The sequence below is a fragment of the Caulobacter sp. 73W genome, from assembly GCF_041021955.1.
GTDB lineage: Bacteria > Pseudomonadota > Alphaproteobacteria > Caulobacterales > Caulobacteraceae > Caulobacter.
Window position 1 is genome coordinate 907,973 of sequence record NZ_CP158375.1, and the last position, 21,215, is coordinate 929,187.

Genomic DNA, 21,215 nt, shown 5'->3' on the forward strand with positions numbered 1-21,215 from the left:
CATTGTCGTCAAGGCGTCACGGCGGCCTAACCGCCGTATATGAAGTCGGCCTTGTAGTAGCCGTTCAGGGCGTCGAGCAGGTTGACGCCATAGCCCGCGCTACCGTCGGCCAGATCGGTCAGCCAGGCGGTGTTGGAGCGCGCCATGACGCCGACATCGCCCTTCACCGCCTCGGCCAGCAGCCAGCCGACCATGGCCGCCTTGGTGCCTATGGAGTCGGCGTCCTTGCTGCCGCCATAGGCCGCGAAATAGTCGATGCGGGTGTCGATGAGGGTGTGGATCTTCTCGTCCGTAGGGGCGGCGCCGAAGATCGTCTTGTAGGCCTCGCGGGTGGCGTCGAAGAGTTTGAGTGAGCCGTAGGCGGCCTGGAAGGCGGCCTTGCCTTCCCCGTCTCGGCCCAGGTTCACGGCGAAGTTGATGTAGCGGTTCTCCAGCCCGAAGTTCTGGAAGTAGGCGCTGTTGAGGTTGTTGGGGTTGGGCCCGTCGACCGCCACCAGATAGTCCAGGCCGTCCCCGCCCGGGACCTTTCCGGTGAAGAACTGGTAGCTCATGGTCGCCACCGAGGTGGTCTCACGCGCCTTGACCACGACCTCGGCTATGGCCGCATCCGTGGAGAGGCCGCCGGAAACCTTGCCCGCCATCTCGCGCGCGAAAGCGACCGCCGCGCTTCCGTCCGTCCAGGTGTCGGCGCGCAGGATATTGTCGAAGGCGCGGTGGACCGGATTGCTCAGCCCGACGTCGATCACCACCGTGCGGTCGCTGAACTTCAGCTTCTCGATGCTGTAGAGCGTGTCTTCGCCTTCGGACGTCTTGATGTCCCGGACGTTCCAGCCGGTGACGCCCAGGGTCCAGCGGTAGTTGCGCCAGGCTCCCGCATACTGGGCCGTATCGATACCTTCACCGCCGGACAGGATGTCGTCGCCGCCCAGGCCGATCAGGACATCGTCTCCGCCCTCGCCGAAGAGACTGTTGGCGATGCTGGAGCCGCTCAAGGTGTCGGCGAACGCGCCGCCGACCAGGTTCTCGATCGACTTGAGCGTGTCGCTTCCCTCGCCCGTGCTCTGGGCGCCGGACTTGGACAGATCGACGATCACCGCGTTCGCCGCCCGTGAAAAGTCGGCGGTGTCGATTCCGTCGCCGCCGTCGAGGGTGTCGGCGCCCAGGCCGCCGATCAGGAAATCGTCCCCCGCGCCGCCTTCGATCTTGTTGGCGGCCGCGTCGCCGATGAGGGTGTCGGCGCCTGAACCGCCGATCAGGTTCTCGATCCCGATAAGGGTGACCGTGACACCGTCCGCGACCTGCTGCGCGGCGCCTCCGCCCATATTGACCAGCACGCGGCCGGTGAAGGCGGCGAAGGTGATGGTGTCGACGCCCTCGCCGCCGTCGTACCGGTCCGATCCGGCCGAGACGATGAACAGGTCGTCCCCCGCGGCGCCGAACATGCTGTCATTGCCGGCGCCGCCGTCCAGAGTGTCCTTGCCGGCCTCGCCCTGCAGAGTGTCCGCGCCGTCCCCGCCCCGCAGGATGTCGTCGCCCGCCTCCCCGTAGAGGATGTCGTTTCCGGCGCCGCCTTCCAGCGTGTCGTTCCCGTCACCGCCATAAAGGGTGTCGGCGCCGGCATCGCCGTAGAGCAGGTCATTGCCCGCGCGGCCGTTCAGCTCATCGTCGCCGTCGTCGCCGTGCAGTTGATTGGCCTTGGCGTCACCCTGGATGATGTCGGCGAACAGGGAGCCGACAGCGCCCTCGATGCCGATCAAGGTGTCCATGCCCTGGCCTGTATTCTGGGCGGTGGTGATGGCGAGGTCGATCCTGATCGACGCCGTCGCCGAATAAAATACCGCCAGATCGTTGCCAGCGCCGCCATCCAGGATGTCGTTCCCCGCGCCGCCGTCCAGCTGATCGTCGCCAGCGGCGCCCTTGAGGGTGTCGACGCCGGCGCGGCCGCGCAGCAGCTCGTTCGCCGCCGTCCCTTCCAGGGTATCCGCACCGTCGGTTCCGGAGATGATGGCGGACGGCTCGGACACCGCGGCCAGGCTTCCCGACAACAGCACCGCCAGGTTCTCGTCGCTCACCACGCCCCCCGTCACATCAGCGGCCGCAACCGCCGGGACGACCATGGTGAATGAAGGTTAACGCCGACCTAGCCGCCGAACACGAACTCGGCTTTGTAGTAGCCGTTTGACGGGGAGAGGATGTTCACGGCGAACGGCGCGGAGCCGTCCGCCAGATCGGTGAGCCAGGCGGTGTTCGAGCGGGCCATGACGCCGACATCAGCCTTGGCGGCCTCGGCCAGCAGCCAGCCGACCATAGCCGCCTTGGTCCCCAGACCGGTCAGGCCATCGCTGCCATAGGTGGCGAAATAGGCGTCGCGGCCGCCGGACAGCATCGTCGCTAGCTGGGCGTCGGTAGGGGCTCGCCCGAAGATCTCGGCGTAGGCCTTCTTGGTCGCCTCGGACAGGCTGAGCGCGCCGTAGTTGGTCTGGAAAGCGGCCTTGCCCTCCCCGTCCCGGCCCAGGTTCACCGCGAAGTTGATGTAGCGGTTCTCGAGGTTGAAGCTCTGAAAGTAGGCGCTGTTGAGATTGTTGGCGTTGCCGCCGTCCGGCGCGACCAGATACTCGACACCGCCCTTGGTGGGGATCGAGCCGGTGAAGAACTGATAGCTCATGGTGGCCACGGTGGTCGTGGCGTCCGCCTTGGCGATCACCTCGGCGAGGGCTTGCGCAGCGTTGATGCGCTCATTGGCAAGACGGACCGACAGGTCGCTCGCGGTCTTCGAACCGTGGGCACCGAAGGTCCGCAGGATGTTGCCGACCAGCTCCGTCATACCGTCGCTGAGCGCGACCGAGCCGTCGTAAAATTTCAGGCTCTCCATGTTCCGGAGAATTTGCGTGCCGTCATTGAGATTGGTCAACGAAGGATCCAAGCGCTTCTTGTCGACGATAAGCCAGCCATCGACGGTCCAACTCAACGTGTAGTCGGACTTGATCCCTCGCATGTAGGCGGTGTCGAAGCCGCCACGACCATCAATGACGTCATTGCCGCCGTAGCCGGCGATCGTGTTGTCGCCGTCCGTCCCAAAAATATGGTCGTCGCCCCAGCTGCTGTAAAAGTTCTCGACAGACCGGATAGTCAGGGAAATGCCCGAGGCGATCTCCTGACGCCCCGCCTCGCTAAGATCAATCGTCACCCCGATCTTTTCGACGGTAGCGAATTGCATGGAGTCAGCGCCGTCACCGCCATCCATGACGTCGTGGCCATAGGAGCGACTGGAATCTTCTCGAGCAACCCACAGGACGTCATTGCCGGCGCCGCCATAGACAAGATCATTCCCCGAGCCGGGGTGCATCATGTCGTCGCCGTCGCCGCCGTAGATTTCATCATCGCCGGCCCCGCCCGACACAACGTCGTTGCCCGCGCGCCCATCGACTAAGTCATTACCGCCAGCGCCACCGATGTTGTTCACGCCGCCGTCGCCACGAATAATGTCGTCGTACTCGCCGCCTCCGACATTCTCGATCGAGAGAAGGGTGTCTCTTCCCTCTCCCGTGTCCTGCGGACCAGAGATGGCAAGATCGACGCGGATAGGTCGGTACGCATCGGATAGGTGGACGGTGTCTGCACCCGCTCCACCGTCAAGGATGTCGTCGCCCTGACCGCCCCAGAGCATGTCTCGCCCGTCCCCACCACGAAGAATGTCATTCCCCTCGTAGCCGTAGATGTAGTCGTCGCCCGCGCCCCCTTCCAAGGTGTCGACGCCGGAGCCACCACGCAGCGTCACGCTCATCGGAAACTCCCCACGCTCACAAACGCCCCCCAAAGCGACTCTCGAAATCGCGGCAACGTTAGAGTGTGATCGCTATCGAAACAAACCCCAGATTGCATACACGCCCGAGAAAAAAGGCGGCGGTGAGGGTCACCGCCGCCTTTTCCAGCAAGGGGTTGCTCCGCGCTTAGCGGGCGAACTTCTGGAACTTGATCCGCTTGGGGATCAGGCTGTCGGCGCCGAGGCGGCGCTTCTTGTCTTCCTCGTACATCTCGAAGTTGCCTTCGAACCACTCCACGTGGCTGTCGCCTTCGAAGGCGAGGATGTGCGTGGCCAGACGGTCGAGGAACCAGCGATCGTGGCTGATGACCACGGCGCAGCCGGCGAACTCTTCGAGCGCCTCTTCCAGAGCCTGCAGGGTTTCGATGTCCAGGTCGTTGGTCGGCTCATCGAGCAGGATCAGGTTGCCGCCGGTGGCCAGGGTCTTGGCCAGGTGGACGCGGTTGCGCTCACCGCCCGACAGCAGGCCGACCTTCTTCTGCTGGTCGGCGCCCTTGAAGTTGAAGCTGCCGACATAGGCGCGGGAGTTAATCTCGCGCTTGCCGACGACCATGATGTCGGTGCCGCCGGATACCTCTTCCCAGATAGTCTTATTGGGATCGAGGGCGTCGCGCGACTGGTCGACATAGGACAGCTTCACGGTCTCGCCGACCTTCACCGTACCGGCGTCGGGCGTTTCACGGCCCGTGATCAGCTTGAACAGGGTCGACTTGCCGGCGCCGTTCGGGCCGATTACGCCGACGATGCCGTTCGGCGGCAGCTTGAAGTTCAGGTCCTTGAACAGGACCTTGTCGCCGTATTCCTTCTCCAGGCCGCTGACTTCCAGCACCACGTTGCCGAGGCGCGGGCCAGGCGGGATCTGGATGTGGGCTTGGGTCTGGGCGGCGCGGGCGTTCTCCTGCGCGGCGACCATTTCCTCATAGGACGCCAGACGGGCCTTGGACTTGGACTGACGGGCCTTGGGCGAGGAGCGGACCCATTCCAGTTCGCGGGTGAGCGCGCGCTGGCGGGCTTCCGATTCCGACTGCTCCTGGACGACGCGCTTCTGCTTCTGCTCCAGCCAGCCGGAGTAGTTGCCCTCGTAGGGGACGCCCTTGCCGCGGTCGAGCTCCAGGGTCCACTTGGTGACCTGGTCGAGGAAGTAGCGGTCGTGGGTCACGAGGATGACGCAGCCCGGGAACTCTTCCAGGTGATGCTGCAGCCAGGCCACGGATTCGGCGTCCAGGTGGTTGGTCGGTTCGTCGAGCAGCAGCATGTCGGGCTTGCTGAGCAGCAGGCGGGCCAGCGCGATACGGCGCTTTTCACCGCCCGACAGGCTTTCGATGTTGGCGTCGTTCGGCGGGCAGCGCAGGGCGTCGATGGCCATCTCGATCTTGGAATCGATGTCCCACAGATCCTTGGCGTCGATGATCTCCTGGAGCTTGGTCATCTCCTCCATGAGCTCGTCGGAGTATTCCTCGCCGAGCTTGGCGGCCAGCTCGTTGTATTTGTCGAAGACATGCTTGTCCTCGCAGTCGGCGATGACGTTGCCCCAGACGTCCTTGGACGGGTCCAGCACCGGCTCCTGCGGCAGGTAACCGCGCTTGATGCCGTCGGCGGCCTTGGCCTCGCCCTGGAATTCCTTGTCCAGGCCGGCCATGACCTTCAGCAGGGTCGACTTACCCGAGCCGTTGACGCCGACGACGCCGATCTTGGCGTCGGAGTAGAACGACAGCCAGATGTTCTCGAACACCTTCTTGCCGCCGGGGTAGGCCTTGGTCAGGCCCTGCATCTGGAAAATGTACTGCTGGGCCATGGGGGCGCCGCGCTCGCTTTCGTATGATTTTCGGAGTTGCGCTCAGATAGCGGTGTGAAGCTCCGAGCGCAACGGATGCGGCGCTTTGGCCACGGACGCGAAGCGTCGCCTTGGCGCAACCTATGTGTCGCAAAAGCTTGGCCTCGACGTCATGGACCATTGGTAGCTCAACCCCTGATGGCCGCGCACTTCCCTGCGCGGCCAGTCAATCGGGGATCCCATGAAAAGTTATCTGATCGCCAGCGCCGCCATCGGCGCCCTGCTGAGCTTCACATCCGCCGGCGCTTTCGCGGCCGAGGCCGCCGACGCGGCGGGTGAAATCGACGCCGTCGTCGTTCTCGGCCAAGGCCAGTCCCGCCAGGTCCAGACCGTCAAGCAAGAGGAAATGGCCCTGGAAGCCGCCGGCACCAGCCCGCTGAAGGTGCTGGAGAAGCTGCCCGGCGTGAACGTGCAGTCGGCCGACGCCTTCGGCGCCTATGAATGGTCGACCGGCATCTCGATCCGCGGCTTCAACCAGAACCAGCTCGGCTTCACCCTGGACGGCGTGCCGCTGGGCGACATGAGCTATGGCAACCACAACGGCCTTCACATCAGCCGCGCCATCACCAACGAGAACGTCGGCCGGGTCGAACTGGCCCAGGGCGCCGGCTCGCTGGAGACGGCCTCGACCTCGAATCTGGGCGGCACGCTGCAGTTCTTCTCACGCGATCCGTCGGAGACCTTCGGCGCCCAGGCCAACGGCACCTACGGTTCGGAAAACATGCACCGCGTGTTCCTGCGCATGGAAAGCGGCGCCATCGAGCCCCTGGGCGGCCTGCGCGCCTACGCCTCGATCGTCGATCAGAAGACCGACAAGTGGAAGGGCGGCTCCGAGCAGAAGCAGCGCCAGTACGACATCAAAGCCGTGCTGCCGATCGGCGAAGGCCAGCTGAGCGCCTTCTACACCCGCTCGGAACGCCGCGAGCAGGACTACCAGGACATGTCCTTCGAGATGATCCGCCGCCTGGGGCGCGACTGGGACAACACCGTGCCGAACTGGGGCCTCGCGATCGCCGCCGCCACGGCCTACAACACCGGCCGCCCGCTGCCCGCGCCGTTCACCAGCGTCGATGACGCCTACTACGCCGGGGCCGGCATCCGTGACGACAACCTCTACAGCGTCAGCTTCGACACCCCGATCGGCGAGAACTTCGATGTTCACGTCCAGGGCTACGGCCACACCAACGAAGGCCAGGGGCTGTGGTACACGCCGTACCTGGTGTCGCCGGGCTTCGGCACGGCCGGCTCCAACGCCGCGCCGCTGTCGATCCGCACCACCGAGTACGACATCGACCGCAAGGGCTTCATCGGCAACCTGACCTGGCGCATCGCCGGCCACGAGATCAGCGGCGGCCTCTGGTACGAGAAGAACGACTTCAACCAGGCTCGCCGGTTCTACGCCGAGACCCTGACCCAGTCGCGCGACGCGCTGGACTTCCAGTCCAACCCGTTCGCCACCCAGTGGCAGTACGCCTTCCAAACCATGACGACCCAGGGCTTCCTGCAAGACGTCTGGACCGTGACCGACGCCTTGAAGGTCAACTTCGGCTTTAAGGCCGTCAAGGTCGAGAACGAGGTGTCCACCATCGTCGGCTCGCCGCTGGCCGGCACGATCGAGTCCGAGGACAGCTTCCTGCCGCAGGCCGGCGCCGTCTATCAGTTCACTCCGGACCTGGAAGTGTTCGGCGGCTACACCGAGAACATGGCCGCCTTCGTCTCGGCCGCGACCTCGGGTCCGTTCGGCTCGCAGAACCAGGCGGCGGTGAACTACATCGCCCAGAACCTGAACCCGGAAACTTCCAAGACCTTCGAAGGCGGCCTGCGCTATCGCACCAGCCGCTTCCAGGGCGTGATCGCCGCCTACAAGGTGGACTTCAACGACCGCCTGGTCAGCGCCCAGACCGCTTCGCCGATCCTCGGCCTGCCGGCGGTGCTGTCGAACGTGGGCTCGGTCGAGACCAAGGGCGTCGAAGTGGCCGGTGAATTCCGCATCACCGACGAATGGAGCCTCTACGGCGCCTACAGCCTGAACTCGTCCAAGTACCAGGACAACGTCATCAACGCGAACGGCTCGATCGCTTCGGCGACCGAGGGCAAGACGGTCGTGAACACGCCGCGCAACAGCGTGAAGGCCGAGCTGGCGTATGACAACGGCGGCTTCTACGCCAAGCTGTCGGGCGTCTATACGGACGAGCGCTACTACACCTACGAGAACATCGGCGGGAAGGTCGACGGCGCGCTCGTGGCCGACCTAGTGTTCGGCTACCGCTTCTCGGGCGGCCCGCTCCTGGAAGGCCTGGAAATCCAGGGCAACGTCACCAACCTGTTCAACAAGGACTACATCTCGACGGTGGGCTCGGGCGGTTACGTGAACCGCGACGTGGCCGGCACGACCATGACCCTGCTGCCGGCTCCGCCGCGCCAGGGCTTCATCACCATCAAGAAGAGCTTCTGATCCCAGCGATCAGAACGAAGGCCGGGGAGCTCGCTCCCCGGCCTTTTCCTTTGGAGAAACGTTCATGTCCGACCTCAGTCGCCGCGCCGCCCTGGGCCTTGGCGTCGCCGCGGCCGCCGCCGTCAGCGCCCCGGCCCGCGCCGCCGACCGCACCGACAACCACCTGCTGACCCGCATCGCCTTCGGCTCCTGCGCCAAGCAGGACAAGGACCAGCCGATCTGGGACGCGGTGCTGGCGGCAAAGTCGGACCTGTTCATCTTCCTGGGCGACAACATCTACGCCGACACCCGCGACCCGCGGGTGATGGCGGCCAAGTATGCCGCCCTGGCGGCCAAGCCCGGCTTCCAGAAGCTGAAGGCGACCACGCCGCTGATGGCGATCTGGGATGATCACGATTACGGCGAGAACGACGCCGGCGCCGACTATCCGATGAAGGACGAGTCGCGGCGGCAGTTCTGCGACTTCTGGGGCGAGGCGGCGACCTCTCCCCGCCGCACGCGCGACGGTATCCATACGGCCGCGATCTTCGGCCCCGCCGGCCGGCGCGTGCAGGTGATCCTGCCGGACCTGCGCTGGAACCGCACCGCAATCGAGAAGCTGGACCTGGCCGGCGCCGACTACGAAGCCTGGGCCAAGGCGAAGGCCGACAAGGGCGCGCAGGTCCCCGGCCCCTACGCCCGCAATCCCGACCTGGCCGCGACCATGCTGGGCGAGGCGCAGTGGCGCTGGCTGGAGGAGGAGCTGGCCCGTCCGGCGGACCTGCGCATCTTCGGCTCCAGCCTGCAGGTGCTGGCCGACTTCCCCGGCTGGGAAAGCTGGCCCAACTACGCCAACGACCACCAGCGCCTGTTCGAGACCATCCGCCGGACGCGGGCGGAGCGGCTGTTCTGCATCAGCGGCGACACCCACTATGCGGAGATCTCGCGCCTGGACGTGAACGTCCCCTACCCCATCTGGGACGTGACCTCGTCGGGCCTGACAGAGACCTGGCCGGTGACCCCGCCCAACGCCCTGCGGCGCAGCGCGGTGCTGCAGGAGCAGAACTTCGGCCTCATCGAGATCGACTGGTCGCCGCCGTCGCCCAAGGTGCGGATCGAGGTGCGCGACGCGGCCGGAAAGGCCCGGCTGTCGACTGCGATCGACACCGCGAGCTTGCGCATCGCCTGAGGTTTCGGGGAACGCCCCCGCGCCGGGATCGTTTGAATCTCCGAGTGTTCACAAGGAGATGCCGTCATGCACAAGGATGAAGTCAAAGGCGCCGCCACCGACGCCAAGGGCAAGATCAAGGAAGCCGCCGGCAAGGTGAGCGGCAATGAGCGCCTCGAGGCCGAGGGCCTTGGTGACCAGGCCAAGGGCAAGGTCCAGAAGGGCGTCGGCTCGATCAAGGAAGGCGTCCGGGACGCCCTCAAGCACTAAGACCTAAAGGGCCCCTTCGGGGGCCCTTTTCATTCGTGGGGAGCCTTGCGATAGGCCTCCACGTCGATCTCCTTCTCGAACCGCGCCACCGTCGTCGCCACCGCCAGATTGCAGGTGGCGTTCGGTACAGTCCGGATCATGTCCAGCAGCCGGTCGAAGGGCAGGATGAAGCCCACGATCAGCGCCGTGCGCTCGTCCGGGATGCCGAGGGTGGACAGCACCGCCGCCAGCATGAACAGCGACGCGCTCGGCACCGGGGCGGTGCCCAGGGCCACGAGGGTCGCGGTGATCAGGATCAGCACGTACTGCACCGGGCCCAGCGGCACGCCGAGCACCTGGGCCGAGAACAGAGCCAACAGACCGACATAGAGCGCCGTGCCGTCACGACCGATGCTGGCGCCCAGCGGCAGGACGGTTGAGATCACAGGCTTGCCCAGCTTCAGGTTCCGCTCCGCCACCTGCATGGCGACCGGCAGGGTGGCCGAGCTGGAGGCGGTGGAGAACGCCACCACGATGGCGTCCAGGATGCTCAGATAGAACGGCATGACCGGCAGCCGCGCCACGACGCGCAGCAGCAGGCCGTGGACGATCATGCTCTGCACCGCCGAGGCCAGCACCACGCACAGGGCCAGCAGGCCGATGTTCAGGAACACCGCCGGGCCGTTGGTGCCGATGGCCGTCGCCACCAAGCCGAACACGCCGAAGGGCGCGACCTCCATCACGAACTTGACGATGTGCAGCATCACCGCCGAGGCGGCGTCGAGCATGGCTGCCAGCGGCGCGGCGCGCGGCCCGGCCGCCAGAATCCCCGCCCCGACGAAGATGGCGAAGACGATGATCGCCAGCATGTCGCCGTCGGCCAGCGCCTTGATCGGGTTGATCGGGATCAGACCCAGAAGCTGCTCGCCCATGGTGCGGCCCGGGTTGATCAGCTGCGGCGAGGCGTTGGAGATATTCGCCCCGAAGCCGGGCTCGAAGATTGCCCCGACGCCCATGCCCACGGCGACCGCCACGGCGGCCGTGCAGACGAACAGCACCAGGGTTTTGATCCCCAGGGAGCCGAGCTTTCGAGAGTCCGCCAGCGAGGCGACGCCGGCGGCGATGATGGTGAAGACCAGGGGCGCGACGACCATGCGGATCAGCCGCACGAAGATGTCGCCAAGCACCTTTACGTGGGCGGCCTGCTCGCGGAACACGAGCCCGACCACCACGCCCAGCACCAGGAAGGCGAGGATGCGCTTCCACAGAGGAACCGCGAACCACCACTTCAGCATCGGCCTAGCCCCCGACCGCGCACTACACAGATTTCAGTAGCGGTTGCTTTTGATCGGGAAGCAAGCGGCAAGCGTGGTTAACCCACAGCTTGCCGCCATGAAGTCTTCAGCGCGCCGGGCAGGCCGCGCCGCCGGGGCTCGGGACCAGCTCGACCTTCGAGAACGAGAAGGCGAACTTGCCCTCGGCGTTGACGAACAGCGGGGTCGAGATCTTGGACACGTCCAGGCCGATCTCGCGGAAGCAGGACAGCTTGATCGCCGTGGTGGTCCACTGGCCGACCGGGGCCGCCTTGGCCGCGGCGGTGAAGTCGAACGCCGCGCCGCAGTTGTCGCCGCAGCCCATGCCGACCAGGACCTTGCCTTCCGGCTTTGCGTCCTGGCGCCAGGTGATGGCCAGGGCCAGGTCGCCGTTCGTCTGGCGGGTCAGGTCGATGGCCGGACCGGCGAAGACCAGACGCCCCTCGCCCGGACCGTCGAAGGTCACGCCGCGCGCCGATTCCTGGGCCGCGCCGTCCACCGGCTTGATCTCTGACAGGCCGCCGGGGCTCTTAGTCGCGCCGACGGCGTTGGCCGTGGCCAGGCCCGAGGGGTCGCCGATCTGCACGATCCACGGTGTCAGCACGCGGCCCGCGCCGAAGAAGGCGTCGGTGTTGATCTTCACGTCCGGCACGCCGGAGACCTCGGCCAGTTTGGCGACGTTGGTCTTGGACGCATAGGTCAGCCCGTAGCCATAGGCGAACTGCGGGTCATAGCCGGGCTCGCCCACGTTCGGGATCTGGGCGGCGGTCTTGGGCCACGAGAAGGACAGCTTGCCCTTGAAGTCGTGGTTCACCGCGCCGTCGGCCTTGCGCAGCAGGACGTCGGCGACGCCGCCGCCCTCCGTGCCCGGCAGCCAGGCGGCGACGAAGGCGTCCGAGGCGTTGATCTCCGGATTGGTCCACATCGGGCGACCCGACAGGAAGACCGAGACCACCGGGATGCCCTGGGCCTTCAGCTTCTTCAGCAGCGCCAGGTCGCGGGCGTCGCCCGGCTGATAGTCGAGGGTCGGGATGTCGCCCTGAAATTCGGCGTAGGGGTTCTCGCCGAACACCACCACGGCCACGTCCGGCTTGCTCTTGAAAGAACCGTCGACCCTCAGCTCTGCCGAACCGCCGGCCGCCTTGGCCGCCTCGGCGATGCCGCCGAAGATCGACTGGCCCTGCGGGAAGTCGGCGTTGGTGTTAGCCGCGCCCTGCCAGTCGATGGTCCAGCCGCCCGACTGCTTGCCGATGTTGTCGGCGCCGTCGCCGGCCACCAGGATCTTGGCGTTCGCCTTAAGCGGCAGGACGCCGCCGTTGTTCTTCAGCAGGACCAGGGACTTGCGCACCGCCTCGCGGGCGATGGCGCGGTGCTCCGGCGCGGCCAGTCGGTCGAACTTGCCTTCGACGCCCTCATAGTGGCCGGCGTCGAACAGGCCCGACTTCACCTTCACGCGGATGATGCGGCGCACGGCGTCGTCGATGCGCGCCATGCCGATCTCGCCCGACTTCGCCTGGGCCAGGGTGTTGTCGTAGAGCTCCTTCCAGCTGTCCGGAGCCATGAACATGTCGAGGCCGGCGTTGATCGCCTGCGGGCAGTTGGTGGTGGTGCAGCCGGCCACCTGGCCGTGGGCGTTCCAGTCGCCGACGGTGAAGCCCTCGAAGCCCATCTGCTTTTGCAGGACGTCGGTCAGCAGGCTCCTGTTGCCGGTGTGCTTGACGCCGTTCCACGACGAGAACGACACCATCACGGTCAGCACGCCGTCGTTGATGGCGGGGACATAGCCTTGGACGTGGTCGCGGATCAGCTCGGCTTCGGTACCGACGAAATCGCCCTGGTCCTTGCCATCCTTGGTGCCGCCGTCGGCCAGGAAGTGCTTGGCCGAGCCGGGGATGTGGCCCTTGGCCAGGGACTGGCCGGCGACCAGCTTGCCTTGCAGGCCCAGGGTCATCGGGCCGGCGTAGGAGCGGACGATTTCCGGGTTCTCGCCATAGCCTTCGTAGGAGCGGCCCCAGCGGTCGTCGCGCGGCACGGCCAGGGTCGGGCCGAAGGTCCAGTCGGCGCCGGTGACGGCGACTTCCTCGGCGGTGGCTTTGCCGATGCGGCCGATCAGCTCGGGATCACGGGCGGCGCCCAGGCCGATGTTGTGCGGAAAGACAGTGGCGCCGACCACGTTGTTGTGGCCGTGGACGGCGTCGATGCCGAACATGATCGGGATCGGCACGTGGCCGTCGCGCTTCTCCAGCGCCACGGCGCGGAACTCGCGCAGGAACTCCATCCAGCGCTGCGGCGTCGCGCGCTCGTTGGCGTCAGGGGCGGAGTTGCCGCCGGCCAGGATCGAGCCCAGCGGGTACTTGCGCAGGTCTTCCGGCTTGATCCAGCCGATGTCGGCCTGGACCAGCTGGCCGACCTTCTCCTCGATGCTCATCTTCGACATCAGGTCGGTGATGAAGGCTTCGGTCTTGGCGTCGGTGATAGCGGCGGGGCTATGGGCCTTGGGCCACAGGGCCGGGTTGGCGCTGGCCGGACCCGAAGGGGTCAGCTTCTCGGCTGCGACGGCAGTGGAGCCGGCGGCCAGGACAAGCGCGATCGCGGTGAGGCTGGGGGCGAGCTTCATGGACGTATTCTCCCAGGGGACAGCCGGCGACCCGGCTTTTTCATTGTGCGCCAAGCTATCCGCGCCATGACAACGCTGTCAACGCGAACCGGAGCCATCGCCCGTGGAAAAGACCTCAGCCCTTCAGCGGCTTGGTGGAATCGCGGACGACCAGTTCGAAATCCAGCATCCGGCTGGCCGGCGCGCCGTCGTCGGTGGTCATCTCGCCGCTGATCAGCAGGTCGGCGGCGGCGGCGGCCATGGTCGCGATAGGCTGTCGGATGGTGGTCAGCTGCGGCCAGACCATGCGGGCGCTGGGCGTGTCGTCGAAGCCCACCACCGACAGGTCGTCCGGCACGGTCAGGCGAAGCTGGTTGGCGGCGGCGATGACGCCCAGGGCCATGTCGTCGTTGGAGGCGAAGACGGCGGTGGGCCGATCCTTGGCCGCCAGCAGCGACTTGGCCGCCTCGAAGCCCGACTGGAACGAGAACCAGCCCTGCACGGCCCATTCCTCGCGGACAGGCACGCCATGGGCCTTCATCGCCTCGCGGAAGCCCTCCTCGCGCAGGTGCGAGGCGCCATGGTCCGGGTGGCCCTTGATGAAACCGATGTCGCGGTGGCCCTGGCTGATCAGGTGATTGGTCATCTCCTGGGCGGCGAGGCGGTCGTCCATGCGGACATAGGCGGCGCGATCCAGCTGGCCGTCCGGCGCGACGCGGACATAGGGCACCTGAGCCGCCTCAAGGGCGTCGAGCAGGACGGGATTGTCGCAGACCGGCGGGGTCAGCAGCACGCCGTCCACCCGCAGGGTCGCCAGCATGGCGATCAGCTGGGCGCGGAAGTCGGCGGCGGTGGAATCCAGCGGCTCCACCAACAGGTGGTAGCCGGCCTCGCGGCAGCGCAGGACCGCGCCCATGTGGACGTCGGCGTTGTAGGCCGGGCTCGGGTTGTCGAAGAAGACGCCGATCAGATAGGAGCGCGAACCCGCCAGGCTGCGCGCCGAGACGTTGGGCTTGTAGTTGAGCTCCTGAACGGCGGCGAGCACCCGCTCGCGCGTGTCGTCCTTGACGTTCGGCTCGCGGTTCAGAACCCGCGAGACGGTCTTGATCGAGACGCCGGCCTTGGCCGCCACGTCGTTGATGGTGATCGACCGCACCGCTTCCAAACGCCCCCCCTAACCGCAATCGCGCGAAAGCTATGGAGGTCGGCCCTCCCCGTCAATCTGCCGTGGCCAAGCTTAGCCGAGCGCGAGCAGACGGGGGGCGTGGGCGGCGCCCAGCAGCGCCGCGTAGGGCCGCAGGATCACCTTGACCGGAATGGCTTCCAGATAGCCGCGGAAGCGGCCCTTGTCCTCGAACCGCTCGCGGAACGGGCTGGCGTCGAGGATGTCCAGGATGCGCGGGGCGATGCCGCCGCCGATATAGACCCCGCCCTGAGCGCCGAAGGTCAGGGCTATGTCGCCGGCCACCGAACCCAGGATGCCGCAGAAGCGGTTCACCGTGCGCAGGGCCGACTGGTCGCCCTCCACCGCGCGGCGGGTGATCTCGGCCGGGTCGCGATGGACCGCGCCCTTGCCGTCGATCTCGCAAAGGGCGTCGTGCAGGTCGCACATGCCCGGGCCCGACAGGATGCGCTCGACCGACACGCGGCCGAACTTGCGCGTCAGGATGCGCAGGATTTCGATCTCGACCTCGTCTACCGGGGCGAAGGCCACGTGGCCGCCCTCGGTCGCCATGGCCGCATGGCCTGTGCCGTCGCGCCCAAGGGCCGAGACGCCGAACCCGGTGCCGGGGCCAAGCACGGCGATGGATTTCTGCGGCGGGACGGTGGCCGGTCCGCCGATCTGGTGGGTGTCGCCCGCCTCCAGCAGCGGCGCGGCCAGGGCCAGGGCGGCATAGTCGTTCAACAGGCGGGCGCCGTCGAAGCCCATGTCCACCAGGGCCGACTCCGAAAGCTCCCAATCCAGGTTGGTGAAGCGAATCGCCCCGTCGACGATGGGACCGGCGACGGCGATCACCGCCAGGTGCGGCGGGCGCTTCAGGCCCACGCGCTCCAGATAGGCGCTCACGGAATCATAGGACCGCGGATAGTCGCTGGTCAGATAGCCGTGGGCGTCGAGGATTTCCGGCGTGTCGGCGCTGAGGTCGACAAGCCCGTAACGGGCGTTGGTGCCGCCGATGTCGCCCACCAGAGCCAGATGCTCCGGAGCGAGGTCGGCAAGGGTCTCACGAACGCGTTCAAGCATGGCGGCAGGCATCAAAACTGGTCAGCGAGACGTCGCACCGGCAGGCGGTTTCCAGGGGAATTCTCGGACACAGTCTTGGCATTCATCGCAGGCGTTTCCCGCTGTCGCGTCTTATGGTGATTATGACAGCGCTGTCACCCATAACCGGGGAGCCGAGGCTAGGCCAGCAAAACTTTCATCGACCCCGGATCATCGGCACCACATTGGTTCCGGGCGCCGCGCTTCCGAGCAGCGCTTCCACTTTCGCGGCCAGTTCGTTCTCGCGGAACGGCTTCTGGACAATGCGGTCCTCGCCCGCGTCCTTCAGCGCCGCCAGGTCGGCGAAGCCGGTGATGAACAGCACCGGAAGATCAGGCCGCATCCGACGCGCGGCCTTGGCCGCCTCCATTCCGTTCATGCCCGGCATGGCGTAGTCGGCCAGCAGCATGTCGATCTCGGCGTCCTGCTCCAGGATGTCCAGGGCGGCGCGGCCGCTGCCGGCCTCGACCACCGTGCAGCCCAGCTCGCGCAGGATCGTGGCGGTCACCTCGCGCACGGCGCTGTCATCGTCCAGAACCAGGATGCGGCGTCCCGCCAGGCCCGCGCTGTCGACGACGGGCGCCTCGACCGACACCGCGCGGGCGGCCTTGGACGCGCGGGGCAGATAGACCTTCACGGCCGTCCCCTCGCCCATCCGGGTCTCGATCCGAACGCCGCCGCCCGACTGCTTGGCGAAGCCGAACACCTGGGCCAGGCCCAGGCCAGAGCCCTTGCCCACTTCCTTGGTGGTGAAGAACGGCTCGAAGGCGCGGGCCAGAACCTCATCGCTCATGCCGGTGCCGGTGTCCGACACCGAGATCATCACGTACTCGCCGGGCGCGGGCTCTTCCGGCCGCGCCGGTTCGTCGGTGAGGGTCACATTGGCGGTCTCGACCGTCACCGCCCCGCCGACCTCCATGGCGTCGCGGGCGTTGATGGCCAGGTTCAGCAGGATCATCTCGATCTGGGTGGGATCGACCAGGGCCGGCCACAGGCCCTTCTTCAGAACCGTCTCCAGCCGCACGCTGCCGCCCATGGTCGATTGCAGCAGGCCGCGCATGTTGTTGGCGGTCTCGTTCAGATCGACGGGCTTGGGCTCCAGCTTCTGCCGGCGCGAGAAGGCCAGCAGCTGGCTGGTCAGGGTGGCGCCCCGCTCGGCGGCGATGCGCATGTCGTTCAGGCGGCGGCGCACCTTGTCGTCCGCCTCGGCCCCGAGCGAGCGCTCGATAAAGCCCAGATTGCCCAGGACGACGGTCAGCAGGTTGTTGAAATCATGCGCCACGCCAGCGGTCAGCTGGCCGACGGCTTCCAGCCGCTGCATCTGGCGCAGGGTTTCCTCGACCCTCTCACGCTCCGTGATCTGCTCGGACAGTTCGCGGGTTCGGGTGCGGACGGCGCTTTCCAGCGCCTTGGCGTGATCTTGGAGAAGGTGCTCGCTGAGCTTCTGCTCGGTCACGTCGCGCACGACGCCCAGGAAGCGTTCGCAGACTCCGTCGATGAACACCGAGTGGCCACGCGTGCTCAGCCAGCGCTCTTCGCCAGCCGGGGTGATGACGCGGTACTCGTCCGCGAAACCGGTGTCGCTCTCGACCGATACCGCCTTGCTGACCGCGGCGTCCATGCGGGCGCGGTCATCGGGATGCAGACCGTCGAGATAGGCGGCGTAGGTGATTTCCGCCTCGGGGGGCAGACCGAACATGGCCTTGCAACGGTCGTCCCAGCGCAGTTCGCCGGTCTTGGGGTGGAAGTCCCACATGCCCAGGCCCGCGACATCCACGGCCAGGCGCATGCCCATTTCACTCTTTTGCAGGGCGAACTCGGCGCGGCGGCGCTCGGCCCGCTCATGGGCCTCCTTCAGCGCGCGGTCCACGGCGGTCGGCAGGCGCGACAGGTTGCGCTTCATCACATAGTCGGTCGCCCCGCGCTTGATCGCGTTGGTGGCGAACTCCTCGCCCACCACGCCCGAGACGAAGATGAAGGGGATGGTCGGGACCAGCTCGCGCGCGATGGTCAGGGCCGACAGGCCGTCGAAGTCCGGGAGGGAATAGTCGGCCAGGATGATGTCGATCTCATCGACGATCGCCAGCCGCTCGACGAAAGCGCGGCGATTGACGACGCGGATGATGTCGAACGCGAACTCGGCCCGCTCCAGATGGCTGGCCAGCAATTCGGCGTCGATCTCGCTGTCCTCCAGCAGGAGGATGCGCAGGGTATCGGCGCGCACCGGGCTTCCGTCAGCTGACATGGGAGCCCCTGGGCGGCGGTTCGTTGAGGATCGCCCAGAACATGCCCAGGTCCTGGATGGCGTCGAAGAAGCGGTTGAAGTCCACCGGCTTGACCACGAAGGCGTTCACGCCGAGCGCGTAGGAGCGCACAAGATCCTTCTCCTCGCGGGACGACGTCAGCATCACCACCGGCACCTGGCGCAGGGTGGCGTCGCTCTTAATGCGCTCCAGCACCTCCAGCCCGTCGATCTTCGGCAGCTTCAGGTCGAGCAGCACCACCGACGGATCGCCCGGTTCGCGGTTGGCGTGAACGCCCCGCTGATGGATGTAGTCCAACGCCTCGGCGCCGTCGCGGGCGACGACGATCTCGTTCGCCAATTGGCACTTCGCCAACGCCGCCAGCGTCAGTTCGAGATCTTTCGGATTGTCCTCAACCAACAGGATGGGTCGCAGGTCAGACAAGTTTGGCTCTCCGCTAGCGCTTCGGCAGAACGAAAGTGAATGCGGCTCCCCCGCCCAAGGTTCCCTCGGCGAAGATGTCGCCGCCATGGCGATCGATGACCCGCTTGCTCAAGGCCAGGCCGATTCCGGTGCCTTCGAAGTCCTCGACACGGTGCAGGCGCTGGAAGACCCCGAATAGCTTGTCGACATAGGCCATGTCGAAGCCGACGCCGTTGTCGCTGATCCGATAAAGGGTGTCGCGGGCGCGTTCCTCGCCGGTGATGGTGATCTTCGCCGGCTGAGCGTCGCGCGTATATTTCACGGCGTTGTCGATCAGGTTGGTCAGCACCTGGCGCAGCATCGCGCCGTCGCCCCAGGCGGAGGGCAGGCGCTGGATGTCCCACTCGATCTGGCGCCCCTCGGCGTCGGGGGCCAGGGAATAGCGGACCTCGCGGACCAGCTTGTCCATGTCGACCCGTGTCAGGGTCAGGCTGGTGCGGCCCATGTGCGAGAAGTTGAGCAGGTCATCGACCAGACGTCCCGCCGACAGGGCGGCTTCCTTGATGCTGTCCAGATAGTGACGGGACTTGTCGTCCAGGTTCGTCGCCCGCTCGCCCAGCAGCTCCGAGAAGCCCACGATATGGCGGAATGGGGCGCGCAGGTCGTGCGACACCGAATAGGAGAAGGACTCCAGCTCCTTGTTGGTCCGCTGCAGGGCTTCGGTCAGCTCGGCCTTCTCCTCGGCCCGCTTGAGGACGAAGCTGACGATCGCGTTGCGGAAGTCGCGAGCGGTTTCGATCTCGGCCTCGCGCCAGGGATCGGACCGCAGGCGCACCTGCTCCTTCCACGTCTCGAACGAGGCGCGGGGGGACAGGGGTTGAAGCGGCGTCGCCGCCTTCTTGCGCGGATCGCCGCCCCAGGTGACGGTGCGCACCACTTCGGGCCGGAACCAGACGATATAGCTGGCGTGGATCTGCGAGATGGAGATGGCCAGGACGCCCGCGGCGGTGTCGGCCAGCATCTCGGCGTCGGGCCAGTGCTCGGCCAGGAAGTCGCTGGCGAAGAGCTCATCGACCTTGTGGTTCTGCAGCCAGACGGCCAAGCGGCCCAGGTGCTCGATCGGCGGCACGACGCCGGCGACCTTGATCTCGCCGTCGGCGATCACCGCCGCGCCGGACGCGCCGGCCAGTTCTAGCCAATCCGCCGGATGCGCCACCAGCCCCTCGCGATAGTTCCCCGACCGCGCCAGTTCAGCGAGAAGCCGCGTCTCGACGCGCTTCAGCTCGATACGTTCGGCGGCGAAGGCGGCCCGTTCGCGCGCGCCGATCTGCAGCGAGACGATCTGGCCCAGGAAGTCGCAGACCGCCCGCACCTGGGCGTTCACCCGCTTTGGCTCGGCGTTGTGGCAGGAGATCAGACCCCACAGCTTGCCGTCGACCAGGATCGAGATCGACATGGACGCCAGGGTGCCCATGTTGCGCATGTACTGCAGGTGGATCGGCGAGACGCTGCGCAGGGCGGCGAAGCTGAGATCCAGCGGCTGGCCGTCGACCGGGCTCATCACCGGCTCCAGCGCCGCCGGCGTATAGTTCGCGTCCGGGATCAGGCGAAGGCGGTTGAGGCGGTACAGCTCCCGCGCCTGGGCTGGGATGTCCGAGGCCGGGAAGCGCAGGTCGAGATAGGACGGCAGGACGCCGTCGCCGTCCTCGGCGATCACCACCCCGTGCCAGTCCGGGTCGAAGCGATAGATCATCACCCGGTTGAAGCCCGTCAGTTCCCGCGCCAGGCGCGCGGCCGAACCGGCGATGACGTCGACGTCGTCCGAGGGCGCGATCTCGTCCATGAACACGCGCAGCGACGGATAGAGCGCCTCGAAGGTCTCGCGCTCCGAGGCCGGCGGGTCCTCGAATTCCAGGATGGCGCCTTGAGCGTTGCGATGCCCGAGGACCTGCAGGACGCGCCCCCCCATGTCGCTGGTCCGCAGAAAGGCGCCTTCGCCGCGCTCGAGCCATTCCATCAGGTCAGCCGACAGATGATCGCCGCCGACAAAATCGTGGAGATGCTCGGCCTTGGCGACGCCCGGCTTCAGGGTCAGCAGACTTGCGACATTGCCGCTGGCCTGGAGCAGCGACAGGTCGGCGGGCGACAGGGCCAGCAGCACGCCATGCGGCTGCACGCCGCCGGGGATGCGGATCGGCTCCTGGGCGCAGCCGTCGATATCCAGGGGCGTGTTCATCGGCGGCCTTCCGTCAGCCAGGCGAGAAGAAGATCGAAGGTGCGCCCGGCGGCGGCGGTCACCTCGTCCTGAAGATCAGCGCCCTCGCGTTCGATGAAGGCGCGGCTCTCGCGCCAGCGAAGGCCGGTCTCCTCGCCATAGGGATTGAAATAGGCGAAGCCGCCTTTGGGCGGCCAGGCCTCGCCGGCCAGGGCGCGGGTGATCACCTTGCCGCCGAGGCTGGAGCCTTCCAACACATAGGACGCCCCCAGCACGCCGGCGGACGTGGCGGCCAGCTCGGCGGCGGCGTCGCAGCGCGGCAGGGCGGCGATCTCGCCATCGCTGAGGCCAAGCGTGCGCAGGTCCCGCTCGACCGCGCCCAGCCGACGGCGGGGTTCGAGGAAATCGGCATAGGCGCTGGCGGCGGCCGCCGGCTCCCACGCGGCGTGGAAACCATGGAAGCCCTTCAGGACCTCAAGGAAGTGATCGTGGGAAAGCGGCGCGTCTAGGAGAGCAAGGCCCGCTTCGAGGGCGTCGTGCTGCGCGGCGGTTTCACTTCGGAGCCGGTCGAGGAGCGGGAATGCCTTGTCGATGACTCCATGCATGCGCGCGCCTCCTGAGGAGCGCGAACCCTAGTGATGTCGGCCTTCGGAG

The 21,215-nt window shown here is 66.8% G+C and carries 14 protein-coding genes; 3 read left to right on the top strand and 11 right to left on the bottom strand.

Features of this window, described 5'->3' with window-relative positions; all coding sequences use genetic code 11:
* Nucleotides 1-26: 26 nt before the first annotated feature.
* From ABOZ73_RS04305 to ettA, 3 genes are all read right to left on the bottom strand, one after another.
* Nucleotides 27-2,072 carry a hypothetical protein gene (locus ABOZ73_RS04305; protein WP_369061008.1) on the bottom strand — a complete coding sequence of 682 codons (2,046 nt, stop codon included), beginning with the start codon at nt 2,070-2,072 and terminating at the stop codon, nt 27-29.
* Between the two features lie 68 nt (nt 2,073-2,140).
* Nucleotides 2,141-3,784: a hypothetical protein gene (locus ABOZ73_RS04310; protein ID WP_369061009.1), complete on the bottom strand. Its 1,644-nt coding sequence runs from the start codon at nt 3,782-3,784 to the stop codon at nt 2,141-2,143.
* A 166-nt stretch (nt 3,785-3,950) separates the two neighbouring features.
* Complete coding sequence (gene ettA, locus ABOZ73_RS04315) at nt 3,951-5,618, bottom strand: energy-dependent translational throttle protein EttA (RefSeq protein WP_369061010.1); 1,668 nt, start codon at nt 5,616-5,618, stop codon at nt 3,951-3,953.
* 220 nt (nt 5,619-5,838) lie between these two features.
* Between ettA and ABOZ73_RS04320 the strand changes: the two genes are divergently transcribed.
* The 3 genes from ABOZ73_RS04320 (at nt 5,839) to ABOZ73_RS04330 (ending at nt 9,529) form a co-directional block, all read left to right on the top strand.
* A complete protein-coding gene (locus tag ABOZ73_RS04320; RefSeq protein ID WP_369061011.1) occupies nt 5,839-8,112 on the top strand; it encodes a TonB-dependent receptor in 2,274 nt (757 codons plus the stop codon).
* Between the two features lie 64 nt (nt 8,113-8,176).
* Nucleotides 8,177-9,280: an alkaline phosphatase D family protein gene (locus tag ABOZ73_RS04325; protein WP_369061013.1), complete on the top strand. Its 1,104-nt coding sequence runs from the start codon at nt 8,177-8,179 to the stop codon at nt 9,278-9,280.
* 66 nt (nt 9,281-9,346) lie between these two features.
* The gene (locus ABOZ73_RS04330) at nt 9,347-9,529 is read left to right on the top strand and encodes a CsbD family protein (RefSeq protein ID WP_369061015.1); all 183 of its coding nucleotides are present in this window, start codon (nt 9,347-9,349) and stop codon (nt 9,527-9,529) included.
* A gap of 29 nt (nt 9,530-9,558) precedes the next feature.
* On the opposite strand, the gene ABOZ73_RS04335 is transcribed toward ABOZ73_RS04330, so the two are convergent.
* From ABOZ73_RS04335 to ABOZ73_RS04370, 8 genes are all read right to left on the bottom strand, one after another.
* Nucleotides 9,559-10,803 (bottom strand): dicarboxylate/amino acid:cation symporter, encoded by a 1,245-nt coding sequence (locus ABOZ73_RS04335; protein WP_369061016.1) that lies wholly within the window; start codon nt 10,801-10,803, stop codon nt 9,559-9,561.
* A gap of 106 nt (nt 10,804-10,909) precedes the next feature.
* On the bottom strand, nt 10,910-13,438 hold the full coding sequence (locus ABOZ73_RS04340) for an exo 1,3/1,4-beta-D-glucan glucohydrolase (protein WP_369061018.1): 2,529 nt from the start codon (nt 13,436-13,438) through the stop codon (nt 10,910-10,912).
* Between the two features lie 115 nt (nt 13,439-13,553).
* Nucleotides 13,554-14,573, bottom strand: coding sequence for a LacI family DNA-binding transcriptional regulator (locus ABOZ73_RS04345; RefSeq protein WP_369062483.1), 1,020 nt, complete (start codon nt 14,571-14,573; stop codon nt 13,554-13,556).
* Between the two features lie 81 nt (nt 14,574-14,654).
* Nucleotides 14,655-15,662 carry a glucokinase gene (gene glk / locus ABOZ73_RS04350; protein ID WP_369061020.1) on the bottom strand — a complete coding sequence of 336 codons (1,008 nt, stop codon included), beginning with the start codon at nt 15,660-15,662 and terminating at the stop codon, nt 14,655-14,657.
* Between the two features lie 175 nt (nt 15,663-15,837).
* A complete protein-coding gene (locus ABOZ73_RS04355; protein ID WP_369061022.1) occupies nt 15,838-17,925 on the bottom strand; it encodes a response regulator in 2,088 nt (695 codons plus the stop codon).
* On the bottom strand, nt 17,915-18,367 hold the full coding sequence (locus ABOZ73_RS04360) for a response regulator (RefSeq protein WP_369061023.1): 453 nt from the start codon (nt 18,365-18,367) through the stop codon (nt 17,915-17,917). Before ABOZ73_RS04360 ends, ABOZ73_RS04355 begins: the two co-directional genes overlap by 11 nt.
* Before the next feature lie 13 nt (nt 18,368-18,380).
* Nucleotides 18,381-20,582 (bottom strand): ATP-binding protein, encoded by a 2,202-nt coding sequence (locus tag ABOZ73_RS04365; protein ID WP_369061025.1) that lies wholly within the window; start codon nt 20,580-20,582, stop codon nt 18,381-18,383.
* A complete protein-coding gene (locus tag ABOZ73_RS04370) occupies nt 20,579-21,166 on the bottom strand; it encodes a biliverdin-producing heme oxygenase (RefSeq protein WP_369061027.1) in 588 nt (195 codons plus the stop codon). Before ABOZ73_RS04370 ends, ABOZ73_RS04365 begins: the two co-directional genes overlap by 4 nt.
* Nucleotides 21,167-21,215 lie beyond the last annotated feature (49 nt).